We start from the raw sequence: 15,046 nt of genomic DNA on the forward strand, positions 1-15,046 counted from the left end.
TTTCTTTGAGCGTTCCCTGTGCTGTAGAATCATTATAGACCGCCGGACTGGTTGGTTCCTGCATTAGAGCTATTCTTCAAAGACAGGAGACTGAAACCCCAACAGAATAAAAGGATTTAATATTATGACGGACGACAGCCTGCTCTTTGCAGCGGATGAAACAACGCCCGCCAATCAGGAAGTTGAAACCGAAGCCGCCATCCCCTGGAATATCCTCATCATCGACGACGAGGAAGAGGTGCACAAAGTATCCAAATTGGTACTAAGCAAGATTCGTTTTGACAGGCGCCCCCTGCATTTTCTGCATGCCTACTCCGCTCAGGAAGCCAGATCCATCCTGGCCGATAATCCGGATATCGCACTGGCCCTGGTGGATGTGGTGATGGAAAATGATCGCGCCGGGCTGGATCTGGTGGACTGGATTCGCCGCGAACTGGACAACCCCCGTATCCGCCTGGTTTTGCGCACCGGACAACCTGGCCAGGCTCCGGAGCATCAGGTGATTGAAGATTACGACATCAATGATTACAAAGACAAAACTGAACTCACTGATATCAAAATGAAAACCCTGGTGTACGCCGCATTGCGTTCTTACCGGGACATCATCACCATTGAGCGCAGCCGCCGGGGCCTGGAACGGGTAATCACCGCCACCTCAACCATCTACCAGAACTTTTCCATGGAATCCTTTGCTTCTGCAGTGCTGGAGCAGATCAGTAATCTGCTGTATATCGAGCATGATTCCATCTACGCATCGGCGGTACGGGCCATGGCCGCCAGCCACGGCAAAAACACCGACCACTACGAAATCATTGCCACCACCGGCAACATTGCCGAGCTGATGGAAAAGTCCCATAGCAAAGCCATTCCCCCTGAGATCAAAGACGGCTTTGATCAGGTGCTGACCGCGCGCAAGAGCATGAATATTGACAACGCGTTCTTCGGCTATTTCGTTACCAAAAACGGCAATGAACATTTGCTCTATGTATGCCCGGGCAATAACCTCAGCGACCTGGAATTGCACCTGCTGGAAATCTATTCCAATAACGTCGCCATTGCACTGGAAAATCGCAACCTGCATCAGGAAATCGAAGCCACCCAGCGGGAACTGATTTACCGCCTGGGTGAAGCGGTGGAAAAGCGCTCCAAGGAAACCGGAGGCCATGTAAAAAGGGTTGCGCTGATCTCGGAATTGCTGGCGCGAAAATACGGGCTGGACGAGATGCAGGCATCCAATATCAAACTGGCGTCACCGCTACATGATATTGGCAAAATTGCCATACCGGATAAAATCCTCAACAAGCCCGGCCGTTTTGAACCCGAGGAATGGGAAACCATGAAAACCCACGCCCATATCGGTTACGAAATGCTGAACAGCTCCAAGAAGCCGCTCTTGAACATGGCCGCCATCATCGCCAAGGAACATCACGAGAATTGGGATGGCAGTGGCTACCCCAGTGGCCTGTCCGGTGAGAACATCCACATCGCCGGACGCATCACCGCACTGGCAGACGTATTCGATGCCCTGGGCAGCAAACGCTGTTACAAGGAGGCCTGGCCCATCGACGCCATCAAGCAAGAGATTCACGCTCTGGCCGGAGTAAAATTCGATCCCCGGTTGGTGGACATTCTGCTGGACAACATCGATGAATTCACCCGCTTCCGCGAACACTATCCGGACTGAACGAAGGCCTCAAGATGGTTGTTCAGGTGCATTACATGGGCCTGCTCGTACTCCCGCCAGGACAGCTCCCCATAGGCAAAGTGCGGCTGCAACGGGCCATCAAAATCCCGGAACACCAGCAGGGACTGGCGCAACCGCTGCAGCGCCTGCTCCGCATCACCCACCGGTTGCAGAGGGGGCGCTCCGGGGATGGCTTCCTCCAGGTTGTGGTTCATGGAGCCCTTAACGGCGAACACCGCAAACGCGATAGAGCCCACCGAGTTCTTGAACAACCATGACCTGTGCTCGGGGTAACCACTCATGGAGTATTCCACACTCTGCGCCAGGTGGGTGTAGACCTGATACAGATTCCACGTGCCCCGGTTGGTAACCTGTGCTGCGCGCAGCTGATCCAGAGTCTGCAATGCGGCAGTCATGGTCAGTGTCTCGGCCAGGGGGACTGCCGGCTGATCAGAGGGCCGGTCCGGCGCCACGGCCCGCAGTGGGGTCGATGCCAGGGCCAGCCCGCCAAGGGCAATAAACTGTCTGCGCTTCATTGATGATGTGATCCTGCGTCAGTAGGTCAATCGGGTCAGCTCTGATCCCGGTTATTGAAAGCGGCCAGCTGCTCTGGCGTGGCTTGAGTCTGGTAGCGATCTTTCCATTCCGGGTAGGGCATGCCGTATACCTGCTCCCTGGCAGCCTCGTAATCCAACGCTACCCCACGCTCCTGCGCAGCAGTCACCATCCATTTGGAAAGGCAGTTGCGGCAGAATCCAGCCAGATTCATCAGCTCAATATTCTGTACCTGCTTGTTGTTATCCAGGTGCTCCAGTAAACGCCTGAACACCGCTGCTTCGATTTCTGTTTGCTTATCCAATTCCGTTTATCTCCTCTGGTTTAGCCATGCCAGGATCCGGGCCTGGTAGGCCGTAGACTGCTAGACGACCCGCGCGCCCTGCGCCAGCTGCGATTACACATCATTACACAGCGATAAGCGCTTATACAGACAGTGGCATAAAGCGACGATTTTTTTGTTTATTATTTGATCCGCCCCCCTATCATTACGATACAGCCAGATTATTTTGTCTTACGCCTCGGCAAAGGCTGAGACTCATTGGGGCACAGCATTGGTAAACCTGTTCCAGTGCCGACAAACTCCAACAACCATTTGTTTTATAAAAATTTTATGAGGGATATATGCTGACCACACTGACCCGGATACTGTGCCTGGTGACCGCCATTGGCCTGGCTGCCTGCGAGCAGGCCAACATAGTGGCGCCCACGGACAATGCGGTGGCAACCACCAAGCCCGCCAGCTTCCAGATCACATTCCCAGACGGCAAAATACCCGCGACCCTGTCCATGCAACTTAACAGCACCGACGTCACCGACCTGTTCACGGTAACAGAGGCCGGAGCCAGCGCGGATGGATCACTGCTGGCCGATTACGTCTATTCGGGGCGCAACCTGTTTCGGGTCGCCACCGGCACACAAATGAAGCAGGTGGTGTTTTACTACGACACCACCGGCCCGGCGATTCACATCCTGGCAGCCGACCGGGATACCCAAACCGTCACCGGTTATGTCAGCGACCCGGCCGGTATCGCCGCTGTCAGCCTGGATGGTGTAGCCCTGACGCTGGATGCCAATAACCGTTTCACCACCAGCTACAACGATCAGGCTTTCAACCGCTTCGAAGCCATCGATAATTTCAACCAGACCAGTACCACCACCTTTGCCCGCAACGACAATACCTTTAATGGCCTGTCTGCGTACCTGAGCCAGAGTGGCCTGGATTTCCTCACCCCGATCCTTGAGCAAACCCTGTCCGGTGCCGATATGGCGCCTATTCTGGCTGCCTTGGGGCCGGTGACCATCACCATTCCTGACCTGGGTATGTCAGTGGATGTGGAAATCACCGACCTGTACATGGAAAACCTGGATCTGGGCCTGAACCTGCAACCCAGTGAACGGCTGGATGTGGGCCTCTACGCTGAAAATATGGTGGTGGGCCTGCAACTGAGCAATATCGACTATGTACTGGATATCTTTGGCCTGTTGCGGGGCCTGGAAGTAGGCGCTGTGGTCAACACCACCGATGATGGTGGCGGTAACAACTACCTGGATGTGGTGACGCTGCTGGCCATGAGTGTCAACAACGGCGACATCGACCTGGATACCAACAACACCGATCTCAACGTGTCCGGCCTGGATATCCAACTGGACGCCACCGGTATCGCCCTGTTTGACAACATCGCCAGCATCATCGTGGATGCGTTGCTGGATGTCATGCTGTCCCTGTTCAACGACTTGATTACAACACTGGTGGACTACCTCATTATGCCGCTGGTTTCCGAGTTCCTGTCTGAGCTTTCGATCGGCGTGAGCCTGGAAAACATCGACGGTAATGGCGCCAATATCGATTTCACCGCAACCCCGGACTACCTGAACACCACCGCCACCGGCCTGAGCGTGCGCCTGGCCACCAATGCATCGGCCCCCACACCACCGGCCACCGTTCCCACCGCTTTGGGTTCCCTCTATGTGAACGGTATCGCGCCTATCATGCCCGCCACCACACCGGACGGTTCCACCTTTGATTTCGGCGTGGCCCTGTCCGCCAACGTATTAAATCAGATTTTGGTCGCCGCCCACGATTCCGGCCTCACCACAATGGAGTTGGGGCCCGGCTTCTATCAAGGCAGCAGCACACTGAATGACGCCATCCTGGAAGGTGACCTGGTGGGGATCCGCATCACCCCGGCTTCGGCGCCCTATGTGACCCTTGGCAATGCCGAAGGCGCAGCGGGAACCCTGTACTGGTACGACCTCACCGTGTCGCTGGATCTCTACCGGGAGAGCTGGGGGGAATACCGCACCATTTTCGGGGCGACCATCAATGTTGAAGTGCCCTTTGAAATCAATTCCACCTTTGGAGGCTACCTGGCGCTCTCAATAGAGCAACTGCCGATCATCGAAGTCACCCAGACCGACGCCTCCGGCATCCTGCCGCTGCCAGCCAGCTTTATCAACAGCACCGTAGAGTACGTGATACCGATGGTACTGCCGCTGCTGGCCAACCAACTGCAGGTCATTCCCCTGCCCAGCATCTTCGACCATACCCTGTTCATGGAAGAGTTCTGGGTTGAAGGCGGCAGCGACAGTAACAATACCCTGGCGCTGGCCGGCAAACTGATACCCATCGCCCTGGTGCAGAATGCGGCGGCCCCCACCACCAATATTGATGACGTAACGTATCGGCAAACCACCGTTGAGATGGAATCCGTCACCGGCGGCATCGTCAGCACCAATTCCGTCACCCTGAACAACGGCGCCGTCAATATCCGTATTTCCGGCACCAACCCCAACCCTGAATACGGGGGGCTGCAGTACCGGTTCAAGATCGATGGCGGCGGCTGGAGTGCCTGGAAGGAACGCAGCAGCATCGACATCGACAGTTTCCTGGCCGGTGACCACAGTGTGCGGATCTGTTCCCGCAGTGCGCTGATGAAAGAGGAAACCGACTGTCCGGTGGTGGAATTCACCACCACCGTCGCAGAATAACCCACCACTTATAGATCTATTATCGAAAGCCGGCGTCAGCCGGCTTTTTTGTTGCTGAAGTGTTAGCCAATGGTTATTTGCGTTACAAATCGCCAAAAAATCGGCACCGGTAAACACCTATAGGTTTATCAATATACAAAAAGACTATTTACTGTCCGTACGAATCTAGTACGATGGTTAAAGGTACCCTCGGAAGTCGGGTTGGGGATTACCAGTTGCGCATTCGCCAATGTCAGTAACAAGAGCGGAATCGCCACATAAAATAACGTTAACTCTTATACCAATAATACAAAGTATCGAGGCACTCAACGTGAATACTTTTAAACGCATACTCTTTCTGGTTGCGGTATTGGGGCTGGCTGCCTGTGAGCAAGCCAACATTGTAGCTCCCTCCAACAACGCAGTTTCCACCGAAAAACCTCTCTCTTTTCAGATCGCTTTTACCGGCAGTGTTGCACCTTCGGATCTCGCCATCCAGCTCAACACCGCTGATGTAACCAGCGCCTTTACGGTCACGGATACGGGTGCCACCGCCGACGGCAGCTTACTGGCGGATCAGGTGTTCCCTGGTCGCAATATCTTCCGGGTCAAAGGCTATAACCAGATCAAGCAGGTGGCCTTCTACTACGATACGGAAGGCCCCGAGATTCACATTATGGATACCGACCGTGACGCCCTGACCGTCACCGGTTATGTATCCGATCCCGGCGGCGTGGAAAGCGTGATGCTGGATGGTGTTGCCCTGGAATTGGGGGCGGGCAACAGTTTCACAGCCTCGTTTACCGACCAGCCTTTCAACACGTTTGTTGCGGTGGACGGTTTCGGCCAGAGTAAAACCACTGAGTATGCCCGTGGCGACAATGAATTTGTGGGGATTTCCGCGCGCCTGAACCAGGGCGGCTTTGATTTTCTGATCAGCGTACTTGAGCAGGAATTGAATGGTGCTGACTTCCAGGACATCGTGGACGGCATTGGCAACATCGAACTGATCAACACCTTCGGCCTGTTCAACCTGAACCTGCGCATCACCGACTTCTACTTTGACGATGTGGACATCGACCTGACGGTGCTGGATAACGAGCGCTTGGACACCGACATCTATGTCGACAACTTTATTTTCGGTATTAATCTGAACGGTACCATCGGTTTCCTGATTCCTTACAGCAGTGGCGGCACCCTGCAGTTTGACGAAGTGGACCTGGGCACCGACCTGTTGCTGGATATTGTCGACGCGGATCTGGACATCAACCTGTCCGGCACCCAGATCAATCACACCTATCCCAATATTGATTTCACCAACACCAGCGGCATTCTGAATATCTTCGATGACATTACCAGCGCCATCGTTGCTATCCTGGCACCGCTGTTCGAAAACCTGTTCATCGATATTCTGGAACAGATCATTATTCCCATCGTGTCGGATTTCATTAAAGACATCCCCATCACGCTGCAGTTGGTCACGTTGGATGATGGTGAAACCCTGAATATCCGTGCCCTGCCTTTCTTCCTCGATTCCAAGGAAAACGGTGTGTCTGTTGATCTGGGCACCCGCATCTGGGCACCGGAGCCTCCGGAAGGCATTCCCGGCGCGCTGGGTTCACTGTATGTTGAAGGTGAAACCCCCACCATGGGTGCCACCACACCGGATGGCGAGCCTTTCCATTTCGGCGCCTCCATTTCTTCCAACGTAATCAACCAGGCCCTGCACGCAGCACATGAAGCCGGCGTCACCACCATGGACATCAGCCCCGGCTTCTACGCCAACGCCACACCCGATGGTATCGCCGTGTACACGCCGGCGGACTCTGAAATTGATTCCGCTGATCAGATCGGCATGCGTATCGAGCCGGCCTCTGCGCCTTATATCAAGTTGATGCCAGCCGATGGCGCAGCCGGTGTCTTTGCCTGGTACGACGTTAAACTCACCTTCGATCTGTACAAAGCAGAATGGGGCGAGTACCGCACCTTGTTCGGTGTTACCTTTAATCTGGAAGTGCCTTTCGAAGTGAACTCCACCGAAGATGGCTTCCTGAGCATCGGTATCGAACAACTACCGATCATCTACATCACGGAAACCGATGCCACCGGCATGATTCTGCTGCCACCGGGCTTCATCAACTCCACACTGGATTTCTTCATGCCGGCCGTAATGCCGCGCCTGGCAGAAAAACTGAAAGTGGTACCGCTGCCGCGCATTTACGAACATACCCTCTATATGCGTGACTTCTGGATTGCCGGTTCCGGTAACAACAACCTGTCTCTGGCCGGTGATCTGATTCCGGTGAGCGTAACCCAGGCGGCTGCCGCGCCCTCCACCACAGTGGAAGACGTAGTCACCGAAGATGTGACTGTTGAAGTTGAATCTGTTAACGAGTTGGGTGTGGTCACTTCAAACGCGGTCACCGTCAACAATGGTGAAGTCACCATCGACATTGACGGTCTCAACCCCAACCCGGATCTGGGCTTCCTGGAATACCGCTACCGGGTTGACGGCGGTGGCTGGTCCATCTGGAAGCGTCGTGACGAGATTCGTCTGAGCCGCTTGCTGGCCGGTGAGCACACTGTGGAAGTCTGCTCCCGTACACCACTGTTGAAACGTGAACTGTCCTGCCCGGTGGTGACCTTCACCACAGAGGTGGCACAGGAAGCGACAGAGGAAGTCACAGAGTAAAGCGCGCTTTCTTCCAAGCATAAAAAAACCGGCCCTGGTGGCCGGTTTTTTTATGCTTGGCTATCCCGCAAGGCCAAAAACCTTGCCGCGGTTACTGCCCTGCAGACAACGCACTCCAGAAATCACAGGTGCCGGCTGCCAACCCCTGTTCCACCACCGGTGTCTCCTGCAGGCTGATGCTCATATCGGACTGCGCATCATACTTGGGCCACAGTGGCAACGGCGGCTGATTGGGGTCACCGCTGTAGGCAAACTGAGTCCAGTATCCCTGCACTGCAACCCGTACGGCTTCATTCAATACCGGCGCCAACGTCGCACTGGGATTACCGAACACATAAGGCAGTTCCATGGCGTGAAAGGCCGGCAAGTGATCAAAGCTGTACAACCACACATCCGATCCCATGGCCTGAACCCGCCGTGCAAATTCCCGGGCAGGACATCGAAACACCTGATCTGTGATCAGCTCAACCAGTTTGGCGTTGGCAAGGGCATCCGAAGGCGGTGCGTACAGAGCTTTCAACGGTGTCGCCAGCGCCGGCGGATAAGTACCATCGATGTATTGGTAAAGGCCCGCCGTATCGGCCACGCTATCGGCGGCACCAATCAGCTGGAACAAACCCCACTCGTTGCGATTGGTACCCACAATCACCGGCCCCTGGTTATATTGGCCGGCCTCAATCAGCGCCACCGGCGGCGCCGGCAGTATGTCGCTTTCCGGCACCACCGTCGGCGCCCATCCGGCACCGAATATACCGGCATCGGCACCCCAGGCCACCAGCTCCGCGGCGGGTACCTCCCGCAGACAGGCCAGTGGGTCCGCTGCTTCAGCGCAGAAATTCTGCATCAGGGCCTCACCTACGGCATCCGATTGTGGCTTGCTGTTGAGGGGCAGCCCACCCACGCAGACGGCACTTTCCAGAATAAACGCACTGGCCAGATTCTGGCTGCCCGGCGCCACCATGTGCACGCAGGCACTCATGGAACCGGCGGATTCACCAAACAGAGTCACCCGCGCCGGATCGCCACCAAAGGCGGCAATATTCTGCTGTACCCACTTCAGCGCCAATTGCTGGTCTTTCAGCGCCAGGTTGCCCGATTGCGGCACACCCATTTCCAGATCCAGTTCAGGGTGAGACAGGAAACCCAGGGCACCAAGACGATAGTTAAGGGTCACCACCACTGTCCCGTACTCTTCCGCCAGCCGCCAGCCGTCGTACTGATTCGACCCCCCGGCCACAAAGGCCCCCCCATGTATGAACACCATCACCGGCAAACTGCCATAGTCCGGGTTCTGGGGGCTGTACACATTAACGGTCAGGCAATCTTCACTGAGTTCACCGGTGGCCGACAGTGCACCGGGATTCTGCATGCAGGATGGTCCAAACTCAGTGGCCTGCCACTCTCCACGCCAGCGCGCGGCCGGTTCTGGCGGCTGGAACCTCAGCTCACCCAGCGGTGGCTTCGCATAGGGAATGCCCAGGAACGCCCGCGCCCCGCCTTCTTCTCCATCGTGCCAGATACCGGTTACCCAGCCACCGGTCTTAACCTTCACATGCAGTTCGTCATGACAGCCGCTGAACAGCAGGCTGGCTGCCATTAACGACATGACACCCAACCAGCGCTGCCATGTAGCACGCTCATTTTGCGCTTCCATATTGCCACCTCTATTTTCTTTGTTATTGTCTGAACCCGGGAACGGGCATCCATGTACATGCTATCCGCCAACGACTAAAATGGCAGGCGGACTATCCCTATTTGGCCATGTAGACCATGGTGGTGACCGAATAACATTCAACACAGGGCTGTGCTATTTCCATTCTCAGACAATCTCATCTTTCCATCGTCGAACGGCCACTTGAGACGCTTTAAGCTGATGCAGAGACTCCCCGTCTGGCTGCTGGTGGGCCTGTTGCTGATGCCCTGTTATGTCCAGGCCAAGCTGGAGATCAACATCAGTGGCGTGGGAGGCAAATTGCGGGAGAACGTTGAGCTGCACTTATCCCGCTATGAATCCTTACCCAGAGGAGACGACGACAGCATCCGCCGTACGCTGCACAATGCCGTTACCAAAGCACTGCAGCCCTACGGCTACTACGAGCCAAGTATCCAGAGTGAATGGACAGCGTCCTCGGTGCAATTGAACATCGATCCCGGCACGCCGGTGGTATGGCGCCACATTCAGATAACGGTGCCCCTGCCGGAACACGACCTCAACGACGCCACCATGAAACTGTTGCGCTCCCCGCCTTTCAAAGCCGGCCAGCCGATCAACCACAGCAGCTACGACAACTACAAAAAGGATCTGTTGGTGAGGCTACGCCAACAGGGATTTCTGGATGCCACCTGGGAGCGCAGCCAGTTACTGATCAACACTGAGGAGCAGCATGCGGACGTGTTACTGCACATGAGCCCCGGGCAACGCTATCGCATTACCGAGATTCGCACCCAGGGCAGTGGCTTATCCGATAAAACCACCATGGCACTGGTAAAAATACAGGAAGGTGAGTACTACAACGCTGATAGAATCGGCCTGTTGTATGAAGACCTGCTTACCACTGGTTATTTTAAAAATGCGGTAATTGATGTGGAGAAAACACCACCGGACCAAGCCACCCTGAACCTCCAGTTGGAAGATCAGCCAAAGGATCAGTTCACCACCGGTATCGGCTATGGCACCAACACCGGTGCGCGGGGCAAATTGGGCTGGACCCGGTCGCGGGTCAATAATCGTGGTGATGACATCTATAGCAATCTGCAGGTTTCACAAATCGGCGAAGAGATTTCGCTGCAATACCGCATTCCCTGGCCTCACCCCCTGGAACGCTACCTGAGCCTGGAAACCGGCTGGAAACGCGAAGAAACCACCGACCGTGAATCTTCGGTGTTCACCACCGGTATTGCCTTGAAGCGCTCTCTGCGCAAACAATGGCAGTACAGTGTGGGCGTCAACCTGGAGAACGAAAACTATCGCCAGGGGGACAACCCGGAAGAAAGCATCACCTACCTGCTTCCCAACTATCACTACATGGAGCGGCTGTTGTTTGGAGAACGCAACAACCCAACCGCCATCTTGAAATACTGGCTGGATGCGTCACTGGGTTTTAACGTGCTGCAGGAAGATACCCAGTTCCTGTCCACTGCCATTGGTGCGTCTTACACCTGGCACATCACCAGCCTCCATACCATCGCCACCCGCTTTGAACTGGGTGGCATCATGACCAACAATTTCTACAGCGTACCCCTGTCGAAACGCTTCTATACAGGTGGTGACCAGACCGTGCGCGGCTATAAATACAATTCACTGGCACCGGAAGATGAAGACGGCGATTTGCTGGGCGGCCAGTTTCTCAATGTGTTCAGCGTTGAATACCAATACGCCTTGAATGAAGAATGGAGCCTGGCCACCTTCGCCGACACCGGCCGTACCTTTATTTCCAGCCACGATCCCTTCCACTCCGGGGCGGGTTTCGGTCTGCGCTGGCACTTACCCATAGGCACGTTTTCCTTTGATATCGCCAAACCCATCACCGGTGAAGATAAATCCTCACCGCGCGTGCATATCTATCTGGGGATGCTGCTATGAGCGCGGCCAGAATCAGTTTTCGGATTGTGGTGGTTATACTGGCCCTGATGCTGGCGCTGCTGGCATCACTGATCTGGATCAGTTACAGCCCCCGCGCCAACCAGCTGCTGCTGCAAGAAATCGCCAACCGCGTACCTGCGCTGGACATCAACAACGTACAGGGCTCGCTGGCTGGGGGGCTTGGCTTTGACCTGCGCTATCAGGATCAGATGACCGACGTCCAGGTGGAAACGGCCGCGTTGCATATTCGCCCCGGCTGCCTGTGGCAACTGGCCGTTTGCCTTCGATCCCTTACCATAGAATCCCTTACCGTGACGTTGCTGCACAGGGAGCCCGCCGCCGCGGATGACAAACCTGTGCAGTTACCCAGCGTCTCCATCCCTGTCCCGGTTAGCCTGAACCAACTCAACATCCAACAACTGAGTATCCGCCAGCAGGATGCAACACTCTATCAGGCGCAGGCGATTACGCTGGCGGCCGAGGCCATTCACAACCGCATCAGCCTGCACGGCTTTCAGGCACAAGATGACCTTTGTCGCTGGCAAGGTGAGAGCAGCATCCGCTTAACCCGTCGCTACCCGTTGCGTCTCACCCTGCAGTGCGACACAGCACACTATCCTTTTACCCGGATTACGGCGAAGGCCAGCGGTGACCTGGACGCGCTGAGCGTGAGGGCGACAACCCAGGGCGAGCTCAGCAGCAAGCTTAACCTGCAACTGGCCCTGCTTGCTGACAAGCTTCCGTTCCAGGCACGGCTGTCCCTGCTGAGCCCGTTTACCTACCCCTTGGAACAGGATGCCATTACCCTCAACAGCGCCCATATCGATGCCGAGGGTACACTGGACAAGGTTACGGCCAAACTGCAGGCGGAACTGAGCAGCCCGCTGTTCCCCTCGCCCCTGCAATCCTCGGCTGACTTGGCGGCAACGATGCAACAGCTGGATGTTAAAAGCCTGCGCCTGCAGTTGCCGCAGGGCGATGTCGCCACCCAGGGCACTGTGTTGTTTTCACCCACGCTCTCCTGGCAGGCAGAAAGCCGGATGGACAGCGTTGCGTTTGCCCAGTTCACTGATCAACTGCAGGGGCAGGCCAGTGGCAGCATCCTGCACCAGGGTCAGCTGGCCGACGATACGCTGCAGGTGGACATCGACCTGGATCAGCTCACCGGTTCGCTGTTTGAGACCCCCTGGCAGCTGGACGGCAACCTCAATCTGAAGGGTAATGAGATAAACCTGAACAACATTGATATCCAGCAGGACCGCAACCGAGCCCAGGCCAACGGTACCCTGTCCCTGGCTGGTGACAGTAACCTGCAGGTGAAGCTGGAACTGGACTCCCTGGCGCAGATACTGCCGCAACTGCAGGGCTCTCTGCACGCCAATCTGAAGCTAAAGGGCGCCCTGCAAATGCCCACCATCCAGGGCACCTTAACCGCCCGCCAGATACAGTACAACGATCTCACGCTCGGCCGGGCATGGGCCGATATCGATTGGGCTCCATTGTCAGAGCGCGCCAACAGACTCCACCTTCAGGTACAGGCACTGCAACTGGCCGACCAGTTGATCCTTGAAGGTGACCTGAAGCTTCGCGGCCATGCGCAACAACACAAAGCCTACCTGCAGGTACAGGAACAGCAAGGCAACCGGCTGGCCCTGAACTGCAACGGCCAGCTAGCTGTTAACCCGTCGCAGATCCAGTTCGACCAGTGGCACGCAAACTGCACCCAAAGCACGTTTGATGTGGCTTATCTGGATCCCCCACAAACCTGGACGCTGCAACAATCATTTGAGGTGGACATAAGCCAGCAGGCCGGCATTCGGGTGACCCCGTTCTGTTACCGCTTAGAAGGCAGCGCATTGTGCCTGCAAGAAGCCTTCAGTATCAGCAGCGGCCACTCCAGCCCCATAAAGCTGCAGGGCAACCGGCTTTATCTGGCCTGGTTAAAACCCTGGTTGCCGCAGGGCATGGGGCTCGATGGTCAGGTGGATCTCAGCGCCGATATTGCGATAACGCCGGAGCTGGCGGTGACAGCGACCCTGAACAGTGACGATACCCGGCTGACACTGTTCGATAACCAATCCCACTCCGTGCCCCTGCGACTAACGCACACCCAAGTCAGCGCCTCCATGGTGGGCGACCGAGCCGACATCAACTGGCTGATTGAATCCGATGCCGGCAACAGTGAAGGCATCCTGACCATGGATAACCGACAACTGAAAGGTAACGCCGCACTGACGGAGTTTATCATTGAACCGTTTTCCCGTTGGTTGCTGGAAGAGGAAGGCGATCACATCAAAGGTGTGGTGGCGGGCGACTTCCGTATCGGCGGCAATCTGGATTCACCCTCAGTGGAAGGACAGGCAACGCTGGAACAGGGTGAGATTCACACCATCATGTTGCCTCTGCCCATCGAAAATATTCGTATTACACTCACCACTGAACAGCGGATTGCGCGCTTGTCCGGCCAATTCACCGCCAACAACAAGCCAGGCCAACTGCAAGGTATATTCAATTGGCAACAGCCTCAGTGGTGGAGCAAAGTCAGCTTTCGTTCAGACACCCTGGCTTATCAGCCCACCGATGACATTCTGATTTATGTGAAGCCGGACATCAGTTTCAATCTCACACCGCATTCGTTGAACATTAACGGCGACATTCAAGTGCCCAAAGCACGCATTGCGCTGAAATCCCTGCCGGAGCAAGCCGTTTCGGTGTCCTCGGATGCGGTTATCGTCGATGCTGACAACAGCACACAGAATGAACTGGACATTTCCACCCGCCTCAACCTGACGTTAGGGGACGATGTTCACTTCAAAGGGTATGGTTTGGAAACCAATCTCACCGGGCAAATGAGCATCCATCAACAACAGTCCGACCTTTTGCGGGCTAAAGGCATTATTCGCCTGGAAGATGGAACCTACCAGGCTTACGGCCAGTCGCTCAGCATCAGCGATGGGGACTTGATCTTCATCGATGAGCTGGACAACCCCCAATTGCGGCTCTCCGCGACGCGAGACAATATCAATGACAATGTGGTGGTGGGCATTCGGGTTACCGGCCGTGCCAAAAATCCGGAGATTGCCATTTATTCCATTCCGGAAATGCCGCAACAGGAAAAATTCCACTACCTGCTCACCGGCCGTGCGCCCAATACCGACCCCAACCAGGACTCTTCCAGTGTGGCCGCAGAGGCGGCACTGTCCATGGCGCTGGAATCCCGTAGTGGTTTCACCCGCAAAGCCGGGGAAAAACTGGGTATCCAGGATCTCACCTTGAGCACCGGTTCCACAGAAAACCGCAGTGAAGTGGGGCTCAGCGGATACATCACATCGGACTTGATGATTCGCTATGGCGTGGGCATGTTCGAGTCCGTGAACACCCTCACATTGAAGTACCGCATACACAAAAACCTCTATGCCGAAGTGATCAGCGGCAAAAGTAACGCCTTTGATATCCTCTGGTCGTTTGACCGGGATTGACGACCGCGGCACTCAACAGCGCAATAAAAAAGCCCCGATCTCGATCGGGGCTTTTTTATAATCGGGATTAACCTTGCTGCTGC

At 55.6% G+C, this 15,046-nt stretch carries 8 protein-coding genes; 5 read left to right on the top strand and 3 right to left on the bottom strand.

Annotated elements, in window-relative coordinates; all coding sequences use genetic code 11:
- The first annotated feature begins 124 nt into the window (after nucleotides 1-124).
- Complete coding sequence (locus tag D9N13_RS20850) at nucleotides 125-1,684, top strand: response regulator (protein WP_290593902.1); 1,560 nt, start codon at nucleotides 125-127, stop codon at nucleotides 1,682-1,684.
- Here the strand turns inward: D9N13_RS20850 and D9N13_RS20855 are convergent.
- Nucleotides 1,672-2,220 (bottom strand): DUF1569 domain-containing protein, encoded by a 549-nt coding sequence (locus D9N13_RS20855; RefSeq protein WP_290593903.1) that lies wholly within the window; start codon nucleotides 2,218-2,220, stop codon nucleotides 1,672-1,674. The genes D9N13_RS20850 and D9N13_RS20855 overlap by 13 nt on opposite strands.
- Nucleotides 2,221-2,255: 35 nt before the next feature.
- Nucleotides 2,256-2,543, bottom strand: coding sequence for a DUF1244 domain-containing protein (locus D9N13_RS20860; protein WP_290593904.1), 288 nt, complete (start codon nucleotides 2,541-2,543; stop codon nucleotides 2,256-2,258).
- A gap of 320 nt (nucleotides 2,544-2,863) precedes the next feature.
- Between D9N13_RS20860 and D9N13_RS20865 the strand changes: the two genes are divergently transcribed.
- Nucleotides 2,864-5,230: a hypothetical protein gene (locus D9N13_RS20865; RefSeq protein WP_290593905.1), complete on the top strand. Its 2,367-nt coding sequence runs from the start codon at nucleotides 2,864-2,866 to the stop codon at nucleotides 5,228-5,230.
- 310 nt (nucleotides 5,231-5,540) lie between these two features.
- Nucleotides 5,541-7,901: a hypothetical protein gene (locus tag D9N13_RS20870; protein ID WP_290593906.1), complete on the top strand. Its 2,361-nt coding sequence runs from the start codon at nucleotides 5,541-5,543 to the stop codon at nucleotides 7,899-7,901.
- Nucleotides 7,902-7,992: 91 nt separating this feature from the next.
- On the opposite strand, the gene D9N13_RS20875 is transcribed toward D9N13_RS20870, so the two are convergent.
- Complete coding sequence (locus tag D9N13_RS20875; RefSeq protein WP_290593907.1) at nucleotides 7,993-9,555, bottom strand: carboxylesterase/lipase family protein; 1,563 nt, start codon at nucleotides 9,553-9,555, stop codon at nucleotides 7,993-7,995.
- Nucleotides 9,556-9,774: 219 nt separating this feature from the next.
- Here D9N13_RS20875 and D9N13_RS20880 point away from each other — a divergent pair, with 219 nt between their 5' ends.
- Together D9N13_RS20880 and D9N13_RS20885 are read left to right on the top strand one after the other, a co-directional pair.
- Nucleotides 9,775-11,484, top strand: coding sequence for an autotransporter assembly complex protein TamA (locus D9N13_RS20880; protein ID WP_290593908.1), 1,710 nt, complete (start codon nucleotides 9,775-9,777; stop codon nucleotides 11,482-11,484).
- Nucleotides 11,481-14,963, top strand: a complete 3,483-nt coding sequence (locus tag D9N13_RS20885; protein WP_290593909.1) for a translocation/assembly module TamB domain-containing protein — start codon at nucleotides 11,481-11,483, stop codon at nucleotides 14,961-14,963. Before D9N13_RS20880 ends, D9N13_RS20885 begins: the two co-directional genes overlap by 4 nt.
- Nucleotides 14,964-15,046 lie beyond the last annotated feature (83 nt).

It is taken from the genome of Ketobacter sp. GenoA1, from assembly GCF_003671475.1.
GTDB lineage: Bacteria > Pseudomonadota > Gammaproteobacteria > Pseudomonadales > Ketobacteraceae > Ketobacter.